The 16056-nt window shown below is 73.0% G+C and carries 12 protein-coding genes; 7 read left to right on the forward strand and 5 right to left on the reverse strand.

Going from position 1 to position 16056, the window contains the following annotated elements; all coding sequences use genetic code 11:
* Positions 1-33: 33 nt before the first annotated feature.
* From ACTMS0_RS25150 to ACTMS0_RS25170, 5 genes are all read right to left on the reverse strand, one after another.
* On the reverse strand, positions 34-1629 hold the full coding sequence (locus ACTMS0_RS25150) for a trypsin-like peptidase domain-containing protein (RefSeq protein WP_441157726.1): 1596 nt from the start codon (positions 1627-1629) through the stop codon (positions 34-36).
* Between the two features lie 62 nt (positions 1630-1691).
* Positions 1692-3248 carry an ATP-binding protein gene (locus tag ACTMS0_RS25155; protein WP_441157727.1) on the reverse strand — a complete coding sequence of 519 codons (1557 nt, stop codon included), beginning with the start codon at positions 3246-3248 and terminating at the stop codon, positions 1692-1694.
* Complete coding sequence (locus ACTMS0_RS25160; RefSeq protein ID WP_441157728.1) at positions 3245-3946, reverse strand: response regulator transcription factor; 702 nt, start codon at positions 3944-3946, stop codon at positions 3245-3247. The genes ACTMS0_RS25155 and ACTMS0_RS25160 overlap by 4 nt, the downstream gene beginning before the upstream one ends.
* 65 nt (positions 3947-4011) lie before the next feature.
* Entirely contained in the window at positions 4012-4920 is a 909-nt protein-coding gene (locus ACTMS0_RS25165; protein ID WP_441157729.1) for a lysophospholipid acyltransferase family protein, read from the reverse strand.
* Complete coding sequence (locus tag ACTMS0_RS25170; protein WP_441157730.1) at positions 4917-5690, reverse strand: GNAT family N-acetyltransferase; 774 nt, start codon at positions 5688-5690, stop codon at positions 4917-4919. Before ACTMS0_RS25170 ends, ACTMS0_RS25165 begins: the two co-directional genes overlap by 4 nt.
* Positions 5691-5864: 174 nt before the next feature.
* Here ACTMS0_RS25170 and ACTMS0_RS25175 point away from each other — a divergent pair, with 174 nt between their 5' ends.
* The 7 genes from ACTMS0_RS25175 (at position 5865) to ACTMS0_RS25205 (ending at position 16047) form a co-directional block, all read left to right on the forward strand.
* Positions 5865-6560 (forward strand): hypothetical protein, encoded by a 696-nt coding sequence (locus tag ACTMS0_RS25175; RefSeq protein WP_441157731.1) that lies wholly within the window; start codon positions 5865-5867, stop codon positions 6558-6560.
* A 198-nt stretch (positions 6561-6758) separates the two neighbouring features.
* Complete coding sequence (locus tag ACTMS0_RS25180) at positions 6759-7694, forward strand: ABC transporter ATP-binding protein (protein ID WP_441157732.1); 936 nt, start codon at positions 6759-6761, stop codon at positions 7692-7694.
* Positions 7691-8512 carry an ABC transporter permease subunit gene (locus ACTMS0_RS25185; protein ID WP_441157733.1) on the forward strand — a complete coding sequence of 274 codons (822 nt, stop codon included), beginning with the start codon at positions 7691-7693 and terminating at the stop codon, positions 8510-8512. The genes ACTMS0_RS25180 and ACTMS0_RS25185 overlap by 4 nt, the downstream gene beginning before the upstream one ends.
* A gap of 283 nt (positions 8513-8795) precedes the next feature.
* Positions 8796-12515 (forward strand): multifunctional oxoglutarate decarboxylase/oxoglutarate dehydrogenase thiamine pyrophosphate-binding subunit/dihydrolipoyllysine-residue succinyltransferase subunit, encoded by a 3720-nt coding sequence (locus ACTMS0_RS25190; protein ID WP_441157734.1) that lies wholly within the window; start codon positions 8796-8798, stop codon positions 12513-12515.
* Positions 12516-12595: 80 nt separating this feature from the next.
* Positions 12596-12775 carry a DUF6104 family protein gene (locus ACTMS0_RS25195; protein WP_441157735.1) on the forward strand — a complete coding sequence of 60 codons (180 nt, stop codon included), beginning with the start codon at positions 12596-12598 and terminating at the stop codon, positions 12773-12775.
* A gap of 51 nt (positions 12776-12826) precedes the next feature.
* Positions 12827-14899 carry a phosphate acetyltransferase gene (pta, locus tag ACTMS0_RS25200; RefSeq protein WP_441157736.1) on the forward strand — a complete coding sequence of 691 codons (2073 nt, stop codon included), beginning with the start codon at positions 12827-12829 and terminating at the stop codon, positions 14897-14899.
* Entirely contained in the window at positions 14896-16047 is a 1152-nt protein-coding gene (locus ACTMS0_RS25205; RefSeq protein ID WP_441157737.1) for an acetate/propionate family kinase, read from the forward strand. Before pta ends, ACTMS0_RS25205 begins: the two co-directional genes overlap by 4 nt.
* The last annotated feature ends 9 nt before the right edge of the window (positions 16048-16056 follow it).

Below are 16056 nucleotides of genomic sequence, written 5' to 3' on the forward strand. Positions count from 1 at the left end.
CGCCGCAGGAGGGAGGAGGAAAGTTCGTATCCGTTAGGACGCTTCGGCGAGCGTCACGGTTGCCTTCGATTCGGCGCCGTTGCGCTTGTAGGTCACCTCGACCCGGTCCCCGACCTTGCCGGCCTGGACGGCACCGACCAGGTCGTCGGAGTCGTTGACCACCCTGTCGCCGAACCGCGTGATCACGTCGCCGCGCTGGAGGCCGGCCTTCTCGGCGGCGCTGCCCGGGGTGACGGCGGACACCAGGGCGCCGCCGCCCTCGGCCCTGTTCACGCTGACGCCGAGCGTGGGGTGGCTGACCTTCTCGCCCCGCTGGAGCTTGCCGGCGACGTCCTTCGCCTTGTTGCTCGGGATGGCGAACCCGACACCGATGTTGCCGGTGTTGCCCTGCCCGGAGGTGGCGATCGCGGTGTTGATGCCGATCACCTCACCGCGGGTGTTCACCAGCGCGCCGCCGGAGTTGCCGGGGTTGATCGGTGCGTCGGTCTGGAGCAGCCCGGAGATCGAGGTGACCCCCTGGCGCGGGTCCGGCTGCTGGGAACTGCCGGCCTGGATGGTGCGGTCCCGGGCACTGAGAATGCCGGCGGTCACCGAGCCCTGCAGGCCCAGCGGGCTGCCCAGGGCGAGGACCTGGTCGCCGACCTGCATCCCGTCGCTGTCGCCGAAGGTCGCCGGCTTCAGGCCGCTCACCCCGGACGCCTTCAGCACGGCCAGGTCGGTCTTCGGGTCGGTGCCGACGATCCGGGCCTGGGCCGTCTCGCCGTCGGCGAAGATCACCCGGACGGTGTCACCGCTCGCCGACGCGATCACGTGGTTGTTGGTCAGCACGAAGCCGTCGTCGGTGAGGATCACACCCGAGCCCTCGCCGTTGCCGGTGGCGATCGACACCACGCTGGGCTGCACCTCGGCGGCGATGCGCGGCAGGTCCGCACTGTTGATGACCGGCGCGGCCGAGTAGGTGCGGGTGATGCCGGAGTCGCCGTCCAGGGCGAGCGCGAGGGCGCCACCGGCGACGCCGGAGCCGAACATCAGGGCGAGCACTGCGACGCCCGCTCCGGCGAACTTCGCGATGCGGCCCGGGTTGGGACGCGGGCCGGTCTGCGGCGCCGCCCACGGCGGCAGGGGCTGCCCGGCCAGGTGGGGCTGCGGACCGGCGGGGTGCGCCGGATGCTGCGGCTGCGGACCGTACCCCGGCGCTCCCGGCTGGCCCCCACTCCAGCCGGACTGGTGGCCGGGATACCAGGGAGCACCCGGGTAGCGGCCCTGCTGGTAGCCGCCGTACGGGTGGCCGCCGGACGGCGCGGCACCGGGCTGGCCGGACACCGGGTAGGGCGGCCCGGATGGGGTGGCGGCCGGGGCGCCGAGGCCGGCCGGGGAGCCGGCAGCGGGGGTCTCCGGGGCACGTGGGGCCTCCGGCGCGGTCGCCGGACTGGGCTCGGTGGCGCCGGCCGCGACGGGGTCGGAGGTGCCCGAGGCCACCGGGTCGGCGGTGCTCGCGGGGCTGCCCGAGGTGGCGGCGTCGGAGTCGGACTGCGCACGCTCGACGCGGGGCAGCTCGGCGGTGGGGTGCGACGGCTCGGCGTCGGTGGGGGCCGGCCGGCGCTGCGGGTCGGACTCGTACTCGGTCATGGATCCACCTTCTCCCCTGCCACTGCGACCAGCCTGGAACCCACCTGAAGGTTGGCTGAAAGTCACACGTCGTCGCCATCCGTGTCCGGCACCAGCGGCAGCCGCACCCGGAACGTCGCGCCCCCGCCCGGGGTGTCGGCCACCTCGACCGTGCCGTGGTGGGCGGCCACCAGCGCGGCGACGATCGCCAGTCCGAGGCCGGTCCCGGTGTTGCCGCCGGCGCGGCGGGTCCGCGCCGCGTCCGCCCGGTAGAAGCGTTCGAAGACGCGCTCCGCCTGCTCCGGGGAGAGGCCGGGACCGGTGTCGGCGACCTCCGCCACCGCGAGGTTCCCCGGCTCCGCCCGCAGCCGCAGGGTCACCGACGCGTCCGGCGGGGTGTGCGTCAGGGCGTTCGTCATCAGGTTGCCGATCACCTGGCGCAGCCGCGCGTCGTCGCCGTACACGACCAGGGGTCCGGAGCCCGGGACGATGTCCAGCTCGATCCGCCGGTCCGGGGCCACCGCCCGGGCGGCCTCGACCGCGTCGGTGGCCAGCACCGGCAGCTCGACCGGAGCCAGCGAGAGCGGGCGCTCCCGGTCCAACCGGGCGAGCAGCAGGAGGTCCTCGACCAGCAGCCCCATGCGGGCCGCCTCGTCCTCGATCCGGCGCAGCAGGTCGGCGGTCTGCTCCGGGGCGCGCGCGGCGCCCTGCCGGTACAGCTCGGCGAAGCCCCGGATCGTCGTCAGCGGGGTGCGCAGCTCGTGGGAGGCGTCGGCGACGAACTGCCGCATCCGCTCCTCCGAGCGCCGGGCCCGGGCCTCGGACGCGCGGGCGTTCGCCGCGGCGTCCCGGGCGGTGGACTCGGCGGCCCGGGCGGCGGCCTCCGAGGCGGCGCGAGCGGTGAAGGCCGCCTCGATCTGGGTGAGCATCGCGTTGAGCGCCCGGGACAGCCGCCCCAGCTCGGAGGTGGGGCACTCCTGCCCCGCCTCCGGGTCGGGCACCCGCCGGGTCAGGTCGCCGCTGGCGATGGCGGCGGCGGTCCGCTCGATCTCCACGAGCGGTTTGAGGCTGGTCCGGACGATCGCCGCGCCAATCGACGCCAGCAGGATCAACACCGCCCCACCGACCAGCAGATCGATCCAGACCAGCCGCTTCACCGCGAGATCCACGTCGGTGAGATGCTGCCCGATCGCCATCCACTGACCACTGGGCAACTCCGTGTAGAGCATCCGCCAGCGCACCTCACTGCCCTCGGCACGGACGGTGTGCGGCTTGCCGGCGAGCTGCTGGAACCCGGCCTTGTCGGCCGGCACCGGCGGCAGGTCCCGTTCCTGGAAGCGGCGCACGTCGTACTTTTCCGGGTACGCCTCCCCGTTCGTGCGGTTCGTCACGACCACCAGATAGTCGGTCGGGAAACCGATCGGTCCCTCCTGCCCGGCCAGCAGCGCGAGTTCCAGGTTGCGCGCCGAGCCGCGCAGCTCCGCGTCGACCTGATCCACGAGGTAGCTGCGCAGAAAGAAGGTGGTGAGCGCACTGATCACCAGCAATGCTGCGGCGACCAGGGCGAGGACCGCGGCGACGAGCTTGACCCGGAGCGGGACCCCCCGCAGCGCGACCTTCGCCTGTTGGACCGCGTTCACGCCGCCGGCTTGCGCAGGACGTACCCGACCCCACGGAGGGTGTGGATCAGTCGGGGCTGGGTGCTGTCGACCTTGCGCCGCAGGTACGAGATGTACGACTCGACGATGTTGTCGTCGCCCCGGAAGTCGTAGTTCCACACGTGGTCGAGAATCTGCGCCTTGGACAGCACCCGGTTGGCGTTGAGCATGAGGTACCGGAGCAGCTTGAACTCGGTCGGCGACAGCTGCACCCGCTGGCCCGCCCGGTACACCTCGTGGGTCTCCTCGTCCAACTCCAGGTCGGCGAAGGTGAGCCGGGACGGCGCCTGCTCGCCGGTGCTCGTACGCCGCAGCACGGCCCGGATCCGCGCGGTCAGCTCCTCCAGGCTGAACGGCTTGGTGACGTAGTCGTCGCCGCCCAGGGTGAGCCCGCGGATCTTGTCGTCGGTGGCGTCCCGCGCGGTGAGGAAGACGACCGGCGTCCGGGTACCGCCCTCGCGCATCATCCGGATGACCTCGAACCCGTCCAGATCGGGCAGCATGACGTCCAGCACGACCAGGTCGGGGCGGTGGTCCTTGGCGGCGTTCAGCGCCGCGCTGCCGCTGGTGGCGGTCGCCACGTCGAAGCCCGCGAACCGCAGGCTCGCGGAGAGCAGTTCGAGGATGTTGGGATCGTCCTCGACGACGAGCAGTCGCGCCTCGGTCTGGGTAGCGGCCATGAGGCCCATCATCCGCGCTCAGGCTGCGCCATGCCTGGGCGGTTGCTGAAAAGAGTCTGTGAGCGTCACGCGGCCACGTCGAGCTCCCGCTCCGCGATCACCGGCCGGGTCGGCAGCGGGTGCGGCGCCGCGACACCGGGCACCCGGGCCGGCACCAGATGCACCGCCGACTCGGCGGCCCGGGCCAGCAGCCGCCGGTCGGCGTCCGCCGCGGGGTGCAGGGCCGCCGTGACGGTCACCGTCACCACCAGGTCGCGGGCGGCCAGCACCCGCCGCAGCGACCGCAACAGGGTCTCGTCGCCGAGGAAGGCCGCCGCGGTGGTGGCGGTGTCGGTGGCCGCACACCGGTAGCCGATCCGCAGCGGCACCACCGGGGCACCCGCGTCGATCGCGGCCTGGAACATCGCCGGCCGGAACCCGCCGCCCGGCCGGCAGTCCCCCGCGTCACCGCACCAGGTGGTGCCCTCCGGGAAGACGGCGGCCGGCCGCCCCGAGCGCAGCAGGGCGGCCAGCCGCGCCACCGTGTCCGGCAGGTCCCGGGGCCGGGCGCGGTCCACGAAGACGGTCCCGGCGACGCCGGCGAACTGACCGATCAGCGGCCATGCCCGTACCTCGCTCTTGGCCATCATGCGGGCGGGCGACACCGCCAGCACCGCCAGGATGTCCAGCCACGACACGTGGTTGGCGACCAGCAGCGCACGGCGCCGGGGCAGCCGGCCCCGGACCACCAGGCGCACGCCCAGGGCCCGGGCGGTGGCCCGCGCCCAGCCGCGGATCGCGGCCTCCCGCTCGGGCGGCGGCAGCAGCGGGAGCAGCACCGCCAGGCCGGCCCCGGCGAGCAGCATTCCCAGCCCGGCGGCGAGCCGGGCCAGCCGCCGCACGGCGGAGACCTCGGGAACCTCACCGGGCACCGGCAGGCAGCCCGGGCCGCAGCCGGAGGTCGGTCGCCAGAGGTCGTACGCGACGGTGGTCACCGCTCCGCCCCGCCCAGGAAGTGCCGCAGGTAGCGCGGATTCATCCGGTCCAGGGAGAAGAGCACGTAGAAGTCGGCGACCCCGAAGTCCGGGTCGTACGCCGGCTCGCCGCAGATCCACGCGCCGAGGCGCAGGTAGCCGCGGAGCAGCGGAGGGACAAGTGCCCGCGCCTCGGCGCCCCCGACGGCGGCGGTGGGCACGCCCGGCTCGGCGAACCAGGGACGCAGCGGGCGGACCCGCAACGGCGGCGGAGCCAGGTGCTTCGCCTGCGCCAGGGCCCACACCTCGGCAACCGCCCGCCCGCCGTCGGCAACGGGCACCGACGCGCAGCCGCCGAGCCAGCGGACCCCGCGCAGGTGCAGGTAGCGGGCGATGCCGGCCCACATCAGGTTGATCACCGCGCCGGAGCGGTGGTCCGGGTGTACGCAGGACCGGCCGGCCTCCACCAGGTCGTCGCGGAGCGGGTCCAGCCGGGCCAGGTCGAACTCGTCCTCGGCGTACCGCCGGTCGATACGACCCGGCGGCAGCAGCCGGTACGTCCCGACGACCTCACCCGTTCTCTCCTGCCGCACGATGAGGTGGTCGCAGTACGGGTCGAAGTCGTCGACGTCGAGGCCACCGACGCCGGGGCGCAGGGTGGCGCCCAACTCGGTGGCGAAGACCTCGTGTCGCAGGCGTTGCGCGGCCGCGACCTGGTTGGGGTCGTCGGCGATCAGCAGCGTGTACCCGCTGGTCGTGAGGGGTGCGCCAGCGGTGGGCAGAACGGCCATGCGTTCTGTGTAGGGGGCTCGGGTTGCCGGTCCCGGTGGTGAGGAGTGTCAATCGGGTGAACGGCGGTGGGCGGCCGGCTGCCGTCACCGCCCGGTGGCACCGACGGGCGGACGTGGGAGGCTGCCCACGGCGGGCCGGCGACGGGGCCGGTGCCGCCGACCGGAGGTGCAGACATGATCATCGGCGCGCGCTACAACGGCCCGCCGGGCTCGGGCAACGGCGGGTGGAGCGCGGGGACGTTCGCGGCCGGTGGCGTACGGCGACTCCAGCTCGGCGCGCCGGACGCCGGGCCGCGACCTGGAGCCGCCGCGGATCCGGTGGAGGTGACCCTGCGGCGGCCGCCGCCGCTGGAGACCCCGCTGGCCCGGCACGGGACCGAGGTCCGCGACCCGGACGGCCAGCTGGTCGCCGAGGTTCGTCCGGTCCCGGAGTTCCGCACGGTCGTGGATCCGGTCGACCTGCCGACGGCACGGGCGGCCGCGGCCGCGTACCCCGGGCTGGTGGACCACCCCTTCCCCGGCTGCTTCGTCTGCGGCCCCGAGCGGGCCGACGGCCTGCGGATCTTCCCCGGTCCGCTGCCGGACGGCCGGACCGCCGCGCCGTTCCGGGTGCCGGACGACGTCGACGCGGTGACCGTCTGGGCGGCGCTGGACTGCCCGGGCGGCTGGTCGGTGATCGCGCCTGGGCGGCCGTACGTGCTGGGTCGGATCGCCGCCGTGGTCGCGGCGCTGCCGGAGCCGGGCGACGAGTGCGTGGTGACCGGGGCGATGGCGCGCGCCGAGGGCCGGAAGGCCGAGGTGCACAGCAGCCTGTACGCCCCGGACGGCGGCCTCCTCGCCTGGGCCCGCGCCACCTGGATCGCGGTGTAGCGGTGGGAAGGACGGGCCCGGACAAACCGATTCCGAGGTGCCGGGCCCCCATTAGCATCCGGCGGATGGTCCTTCAGGAGGAGCGCCTCCTTCGTGAGACGGAGGCGCGGGTACGGATCGCGCCTGATTGACCTGGTTGCGCCGGGCGGTCACGCTGTGCAGCGGCGTACCCCGACGCCACCACACGATGGGAGAAGAATGTCTGACGGGCAGCGAAGCCCCACCAGCGACGGCCAGATCGTGGTGTCCGGCCTGACGAAGGTCTACCGCAACGTCCGCGCGGTCGACGACCTGTCCTTCACGGTCGAGCCGGGCCGGGTCACCGGCTTCCTGGGCCCGAACGGCGCCGGCAAGACGACCACGCTCCGCATGCTGCTGAACCTGGTCACCCCGACCGGCGGCCAGGCGACCATCGGTGGGCGCCGGTACGCCGACCTGACCGACCCGCTGCGGCACGTGGGGGCGGTGCTGGAGGCGTCCAGCGCGCACAAGGGCCGCACCGGGATCAACCACCTGCGGGTGATCTGCGCCGCCGCCGGCCTGCCGAAGTCCCGGGCCGACGAGGCGCTGGCGCTGGTCGGGCTGACGCCGGCCGCCAAGCGCAAGTTCAAGGGCTACTCGCTCGGCATGAAGCAGCGGCTGGGCATCGCCGCCGCGATGCTCGGCGATCCGCGGGTGCTGATCCTCGACGAGCCGGCGAACGGCCTCGACCCGGAGGGCATCCGGTGGATGCGCGGGTTCCTCAAGAACCTGGCCACCGAGGGGCGGACCGTCCTGGTCTCCAGCCACCTGCTCTCCGAGATGCAGCTCCTCGCCGACGACGTGGTGATCATCGCCGCCGGCCGGCTGGTCCGGCAGGGCCCGGTGGACCAGGTGATCGGCTCGATGACGCAGGGCGTCCGGGTCCGGGTCCGCACCCCGCAGGCCGACGAGTTGACCGCCGCGCTGAAGGACGGCCCGGCCACGGTGGACGTCGACGAGCACGGCACGCTGCTGGTCGGTGGGGTGGACGCCCCGACGGTGGGCCGGACGGCCCTCACGGCCGGTGTCGAGCTGCACGAACTCACCACGGAACGCCCCGACCTGGAGGGCGTCTTCCTGGAGCTGACGGCCGGAAAGGCGGGCATCCGATGAACCTCGTCCGAGCCGAGCTGCTCAAGATCCGCACCACCAGCACGTGGTGGCTGCTGGCGCTGATCTACCTGCCGCTCTGGGGCCTCGCGCTGTTCTTCAACTACCTCCAGGCCGACGCGCTGGCCAGCGGCAACGTCGGCGAGGTGCCGGAGAACCAGGCCGACGCCGTGGCGGCGGCCTCCCTCCCCGACAACCTGGCCGCGAACCTCTACACGAACGGGCAGTTCTTCGGCCTGCTGATGGTGCTGCTGCTCGGCGTCCTCGTCGTGACGAACGAGTTCTTCCACCAGACGGTCACCACGACGTTCCTGACCACTCCGCACCGCAGCGCCGTCATGGTGGCCAAGCTGGTCGCCACGGCCATCCTCGGGCTGATTTTCTGGCTGGTCACCACCGGCGCGAACCTCCTGGTCGGCTCGGCGGTGCTGGAGGCGGTCGGTGTCGGCGCCCGGTTCGGCGGCCCCGTCTGGGAGGCCATCGCGCTCAACGCCCTGGCGTATGTGCTCTGGGCGATCCTCGGCGTGGGGCTCGGCGTGCTGATCCGTAGCCAGATCGGCGCCACCGTCACCGGCATCCTGCTGTACCTGGGCGGCGCGATCGGGGCGGTCATCGTCATCAGCACGCTGGCCGCGCGCTTCGGGGACTGGATCAACAACATCCAGCTCCTGGTGCCCTCCCTCGCATCGAGCCTGATGGTCACCGGGGCGGACATCCCGGGCAACCCGCCGCGCTGGGCGGGGGCCGCAGTGCTGATCGGCTACGCGGTGGTGGCCGGCGTGGTCGGCACGTTGACCCTGCGCCGCCGCGACATCTCCTGACGCGCGTCGTGGCGGGGGCGGCCCCGCCCCCGCCACACGTGCCAGGCCCACACATCGCGACACGCCGACCTGGACGCGCACGACACCCCGGCGCTTACCAGCAGTTGACGGAACACGCAGCGGTTGCCGAACTTCTGGCATCTTCTGTGAAACGGACCACGCGGTGGAGGCGGAAATGCCTGCCGGTTCCGTACGGCGTAGCCTGGGACCCGACTCCGCGCGCCCGGAGGAAAGGGCGCACCGCGTGACACACAAACCCGCGTGAAAGAGGCGATTACCGGCCGTGTCGACCCAGCAGACTTCGCAGGAGAACCCACTGGCGGGTTTCGGCCCGAACGAGTGGATCGTCGAGGAGATGTACCAGCGGTATCTCACCGACCCCACCAGCGTCGACCCGGCCTGGCACGACTTCTTCGCGGACTACCGGCCCGCACCGGGCGCCGCGGCGCCGCGTGCCGAGCAGCCCGCTCCGAAGCCCGCCGCCGCGCCGGAGCCGGCCGGCCAGCAGGAGGCCGCCGCGACCGTCGGGCAGCCCGCGCGGAAGCCGGCGGAGGCGAAGCCGGCCCCGGCCAAGCCCGCCCCGGAGAAGGCCGCCGCCAAGCCCGCCCCGGCCAAGCCGGCCGCGAAGGCGGCCGCCCCGACCGCCGCCGGCCCGCAGACCACGCCGCTGCGCGGCGTCGCCGCCAAGATCGTCCAGAACATGGACGCGTCGCTGAGCGTGCCGACCGCGACCAGCGTGCGCGCCGTCCCGGCCAAGCTCCTGGTCGACAACCGCATCGTGATCAACAACCACCTCGCCCGCGGGCGCGGTGGCAAGGTCAGCTTCACCCACCTGATCGGGTACGCGCTGGTCCGCGCGCTGGTCGCGCACCCGGAGATGAACAACTCGTACGCCGAGGTCGACGGCAAGCCGGTGCTGGTCCGCCCGGAGCACGTCAACCTGGGCATCGCGATCGACCTGACCAAGCCGGACGGCAGCCGCAACCTGGTGGTGCCCTCCATCAAGGCCTGCGAGCAGATGGACTTCCGGCAGTTCTGGCAGGCGTACGAGGACGTGGTCCGGCGGGCTCGGAAGAACGAGCTGACCATGGAGGACTACTCCGGCACCACCATCTCGCTGACCAACCCGGGCGGCATCGGCACCGTGCACTCGATGCCGCGGCTCATGACCGGGCAGAGCGCGATCATCGGCGTCGGCGCGATGGAGTACCCGGCGCCGTACCAGGGCATGAGCGAGGCCACCCTGGCCGAGCTGGCGGTCAGCAAGGTCATCACGCTGACCAGCACGTACGACCACCGCATCATCCAGGGCGCGCAGTCCGGCGAGTTCCTGAAGGTGATGCACGAGCTGCTGCTCGGCGAGCACGGCTTCTACGACCAGATCTTCACCTCGCTGCGCATCCCCTACGAGCCGGTGCGCTGGATGCGCGACGTCGCGGTCGACAGCGAGGGCCAGATCAACAAGACCGCGCGGGTGCACGAGCTGATCCACGCGTACCGGGTGCGCGGCCACCTGATGGCCGACACCGACCCGCTCGAGTTCAAGATCCGAAAGCACCCGGACCTGGACGTCCTCCAGCACGGGCTGACCCTGTGGGACCTGGACCGGGTCTTCCCGGTGAACGGCTTCGCCGGCCGGCAGCGGATGAAGCTGCGCGAGATCCTCGGCGTGCTGCGCGACTCGTACTGCCGCCGGGTCGGCATCGAGTACATGCACATCCAGGACCCGGAGGAGCGGCGCTGGATCCAGGAGCGGGTCGAGCGCAGGTACGAGAAGCCGTCGCCGGAGGAGCAGAAGCACGTGCTCAACCGGCTGAACGCCGCGGAGGCGTTCGAGACCTTCCTCCAGACCAAGTACGTGGGCCAGAAGCGCTTCTCGCTGGAGGGCGGCGAGTCGCTGATCCCGCTGCTCGGTGAGGTGCTGGAGTGCTCCGCCGAGGGCGGGCTGGACGAGGTGGTCATCGGCATGGCCCACCGGGGCCGGCTCAACGTGCTGGCCAACATCGTCGGCAAGCCGTACGAGAAGATCTTCTCGGAGTTCGAGGGGCACCTCGACCCGCGCTCCACCCAGGGTTCCGGCGACGTCAAGTACCACCTGGGTCAGAACGGCAAGTTCACCACGCCGGGCGGCGACCACTCGGTCAAGGTCTCGCTGGTGGCGAACCCGTCGCACCTGGAGGCGGTCGACCCGGTGCTGGAGGGCATCGTCCGGGCCAAGCAGGACCGGATCGACCTCAAGCTGGAGGGTTACACCGTGCTGCCGCTGGCGGTGCACGGTGACGCCGCGTTCGCCGGCCAGGGCGTGGTCGCCGAGACGCTCAACCTGTCCCAGCTTCGCGGCTACCGCACCGGCGGCACCGTGCACGTCGTGGTCAACAACCAGGTCGGCTTCACCACCGCCCCGGAGTACAGCCGCTCCAGCCTCTACAGCACCGACGTGGCCCGGATGATCCAGGCGCCGATCTTCCACGTCAACGGTGACGACCCGGAGGCCGTGGTCCGGGTCGCCCGGCTCGCCTTCGAGTACCGGCAGGCGTTCAACAAGGACGTCGTGATCGACCTGGTCTGCTACCGGCGGCGCGGGCACAACGAGGGCGACGACCCGTCGATGTCCAACCCCCAGATGTACAAGATCATCGACTCGAAGCGCTCGGTGCGGAAGCTCTACACCGAGGAGCTGATCGGGCGGGGTGACATCACCGTGGAGGACGCGGAGGAGCTGCTGCGCGACTACCAGGCGCAGCTGGAGCGGGTCTTCAAGGCCACCCGCGACGCCGCCACCACGCCGCGCCAGCTCTCCCGGCCGAAGCGGGATGAGGAGCCGGAGCCGCTGGTCGAGACCGCCACCGACGCCGCGGTCGTCAAGGCCGTCGGCGAGGCGCACGTCAACCTGCCGGACGGCTTCACCCCGCACAAGCGGATCCAGCAGCTGCTCGACCGGCGGGCCAAGATGTCCGTCGAAGGCAACATCGACTGGGGCTTCGGCGAGATCATCGCCTTCGGCTCGCTGCTGCACGACGGGATCACCGTCCGGCTCGCCGGCCAGGACTCACGCCGCGGCACCTTCGTGCAGCGGCACGCCTCGATCGTCGACGCGGCGACCGGCGAGGACTACCTGCCGTTGAAGTCGCTCACCGGCGACGGCGAGCGGTCGCGGTTCTTCGTGCACGACTCGCTGCTCAGCGAGTACGCGGCGATGGGCTTCGAGTACGGCTACTCGGTGGAGAACGTCAACGCGCTGGTCTGCTGGGAGGCCCAGTTCGGCGACTTCGTCAACGGCGCCCAGTCGGTGATCGACGAGTTCATCTCCTCCGGCGAGGTGAAGTGGGGCCAGCGCTCCGCGGTCACCCTGCTGCTCCCGCACGGCCACGAGGGCCAGGGCCCGGACCACACCTCCGGCCGCCCGGAGCGGTTCCTCCAGCTCTGCGCCGAGGACAACATGCGGGTGGCGATCCCGACCACGCCGGCGAACTACTTCCACCTGCTGCGCCGCCAGGCCCTGTCGCCGAAGCGGAAGCCGCTGGTGGTGTTCACGCCGAAGTCGCTGCTGCGGCACAAGCTCTGCGTCTCCTCGGTCGAGGACTTCACCACCGGCACCTTCCAGCCGGTGCTGCGCGACTCGGCCGCCCCGGCGCCGGAGCAGGTGAAGCGGGTGCTGCTCTGCTCGGGCAAGGTCTACTACGACCTGCTCCAGGCCCGGGCCGAGCGCGGCGTCACCGACACCGCGATCGTCCGAGTCGAGCAGCTGTACCCGATCCCGGTCGACGAGATCCGGGCCGCCCTCGCGGCGTACCCGAACGCGGAGGACTTCGCCTGGGTCCAGGAGGAGCCGGCCAACCAGGGCGCCTGGTCGTTCGTCGCGCTGAACATGCTGGAGCACCTCGACGGTGTCCGGCTGCGCCGCATCTCCCGCCCGGCGGCGGCCGCCCCGGCGGTCGGTTCGGCCAAGATGCACGACGTCGAGCAGCAGGCGCTGATCGAGGCGGCTCTCCCCCGCCCGTAACGCAGCACGCACGGCCGGCGGGGCAGGGACGATCGTCCCTGCCCCGCCGGCGTCGCGCCACCGACAGACGAGGAACGCACATGTACTTCACCGACCGTGGGATCGAGGAACTGGTCGAGCGACGCGGCGACGAGCAGATCGGCATGGAGTGGCTCGCCGAGCGCCTGCGCGACTTCGTCGACCTGAACCCGGAGTTCGAGACCCCGATCGAGCGCTTCGCCACCTACCTGGCGCGGCTGGACGACGAGGACGAGGAGTGACCGACGGCCCGGGGCGGAGGACCCCGGCGCGGGGCACCCTGATCTCCTAGGGTGGATCTCGTGGCCCGGAGTGTGTACGTCACCAGCGTGGGGTCCGGCGGGGGCAAGTCGACCGTCGCCCTCGGTCTGGCCGAGCTGCTCTCCCGGCAGGTCGACCGGATCGGGGTGTTCCGCCCACTGGTCGGCGGCGCCACCCCGGACCCCATCCTGGCCCTGCTCGCCGACCGCTACCGGATCGAGCTGCCACTCGAGGACCTGGCCGGCGCGACGTACGCCGAGGCCACCGCCATGGTCGCCGACGGGCGGCGGGAACAGCTGATCTCCGGGGTGGTCGAGCGGTACCGCGAACTGGAGCGGCGCTGCCCGGCGGTGGTCGTGGTGGGCAGCGACTTCGCCGACGGCGGCGACGGTGCCGGCCCCCGGGAACTGGCCTTCAACGCGCGGCTCGCCACCGAGTTCGGCAGCGTCGTGGTCCCGGTCGTCGACGGGTACGGGCAGGAGCCGGCCGCCATCGCGGCGGCGGCGCGCGGGGCGTACCACGATCTGGAGGACCTCGGCGCGACGGTGCTGGCGGTGGTCGCCAACCGGGTGCCGGAGCCGATCGCGCTGCCCGACCTGCCGGTCCCGACGTACGCGATCCCGGAGGTGCCGAGCGTGTCGGCGCCGACGGTGGCCGAGGTGGCGGCGGCGCTCGGCGCCACGCTGCTCGCCGGGGACGACGCCGCACTCAGCCGCGACGTGCTCGACTACGTGGTCGGCGCGGCCCACGTGCCGACCCTGCTCGACCACCTCACCGAGGGGGCGCTGGTCCTCATGCCGGGCGACCGGGACGACCTCCTGGTCGCCACCAGCGCCGCGCACGTGGCCGGGCAGGTCTCGCTGTCGGGGCTGGTGCTCACGCTCGGCGTGCAGCCGGACCCGCGCGCCATGCGGCTGGTCGAGCGGCTGAAGCCGGGGCTCGCGGTGCTGTCGGTGCCCAGCGACAGCTACGACACGGTCGCCGCGTCCAGCCGGATCGAGGGCCGGCCCAGCGCCGGCAACCCGCGCAAGGTGGAGGCGGCGCTCGGCGCCTTCGAGCGCTGCGTGGACACCGACGACCTGGCCCGCCGGCTGCGGGTCAGCCGCTCGGAGCGGGTCACGCCGCTGATGTTCGAGTACGACCTAATCGACCGGGCCCGGGCGCAGCGCCGGCACGTCGTGCTGCCCGAGGGATCGGAGGAGCGGATCCTGCGGGCGACCGAGATCCTGCTGCGCCGGGGCGTGGCCGACCTGACCCTGCTCGGCCGGCCCGACGACATCGCCCGGCGCACCCGAGAGCTGGGCGTCGACATCGCCGGCGCCCGGGTGGTCGACCCGGTCAGCAGCGAGTGGCGCGACGAGTTCGCCGCCGCGTACGCGAAGCTGCGCGCCCACCGGGGCGTCACCCTGGACCTGGCTCACGACATCGTGGCCCAGCCGAACTACTTCGGCACGATGATGGTGCAGACCGGGTACGCCGACGGGATGGTCTCCGGCACCACCCACACCACCGCCGCCACCATCCGCCCCGCCTTCGAGATCATCCGGACCGTGCCGGAGGTCTCCATCGCGTCCAGCGTCTTCCTCATGCTGCTCGCCGACCGGGTCCTGGTGTACGGCGACTGCGCCGTCAACCCCGACCCGGACGCCGCCCAGCTCGCCGACATCGCGATCTCGTCGGCCGGCACCGCCGCCCGGTTCGGCATCGAGCCGCGGGTGGCCATGCTCTCGTACTCCACCGGCTCCTCCGGCGCCGGCGCGGACGTGGAGAAGGTCGCGGCGGCCACCCTGCTGGTCCGGGAACGGCGGCCGGACCTGCTGGTCGAGGGCCCGATCCAGTACGACGCGGCGATCGACCCGGCGGTGGCGGCCACGAAACTGCCCGGCAGCGCGGTGGCCGGCCGGGCGACGGTCTTCATCTTCCCGGACCTCAACACCGGCAACAACACGTACAAGGCGGTGCAGCGGTCGGCCGGCGCGGTGGCGGTCGGGCCGGTCATGCAGGGCCTGCGCCGGCCGGTGAACGACCTGTCCCGGGGCGCGACCGTCCCGGACATCGTCAACACGGTCGCGATCACCGCGATCCAGGCCGGGGAGGCCCCGTGAGCGAACCATCAGCGCAGCGGAGTGCCGGCACGAGCAGGGTGCTGGTGTTGAACTGCGGGTCGTCGTCGGTGAAGTGGCGGCTGTACGACGGCGACGAGGTCCGGGACAAGGGCACGGTCGAGCGCATCGGCGAGCCCGGCGGGGGTCCGCCCGACCACGAGACGGCGGTCCGGCAGATCCTCCACGGGCTCGACCTGACCGGGCTCGCCGCCGTCGGGCACCGCGTGGTGCACGGCGGCCGGCGCTTCGGCGAGCCGGTCCTGATCGACGACGACGTGCTCGCCGCCGTCCGGGACCTGGTGCCGCTGGCGCCGCTGCACAACCCTGCCAACCTGGCCGGCATCGAGGTCGCCCGGGCGGCACTGCCGGACGTGCCGCAGGCCGCCGTCTTCGACACCGCCTTCCACACCACGCTGCCCGAGGCCGCCGCCACGTACGCGATCGACCAGGAGACGGCCGCGCGGTACGGCGTCCGGCGGTACGGCTTCCACGGCACCTCGCACGCGTACGTCTCGCGGCGCACGGCGGAGCTGCTCGGCCGCCCGTACGAGGAGGTCAACACGATCACCCTGCACCTCGGCAACGGGGCGAGCGCCACCGCGGTGGCCGGTGGGCGCAGCGTGGCCACCTCGATGGGCATGTCCCCGCTCGAAGGTCTGGTGATGGGCACCCGCAGCGGCGACCTGGACCCGACGGTGATCTTCCACCTGCGCCGGGAGGGCGGGATGGGCGTCGACGAGATCGACGACCTGCTCAACCACCGCAGCGGCCTGCTCGGGCTGGCCGGCGCCAACGACATGCGGGAGGTGCTGACGCGCCGGGCCGACGACGACCCGGCCGCGGCCCTCGCCTTCGACGTGTACTGCCGGCGGATCACCGCCTACGTCGGGGCGTACTACGCGCTGCTCGGCCGGGTGGACGCGGTCACCTTCACCGCGGGCGTCGGGGAGCACGCCGCCCCGGTGCGCGCGGCGGCGCTGGCCGGCCTGGAGCGGCTGGGCATCGCGGTCGACCCGGCCCGCAACGCCGGCAGCGGCGACCGCGTCATCTCCCCGGACGGCACCGAGGTGACGGTCTGCGTGATCGGCACCGACGAGGAGCGGGAGATCGCCCGCGCGGCCCGCGAGGTGGCCGCGGCCTCGCGCTGACGACTCGAC

This window comes from Micromonospora sp. H33 (assembly GCF_052068455.1).
Taxonomy (GTDB): Bacteria; Actinomycetota; Actinomycetes; order Mycobacteriales; family Micromonosporaceae; genus Micromonospora.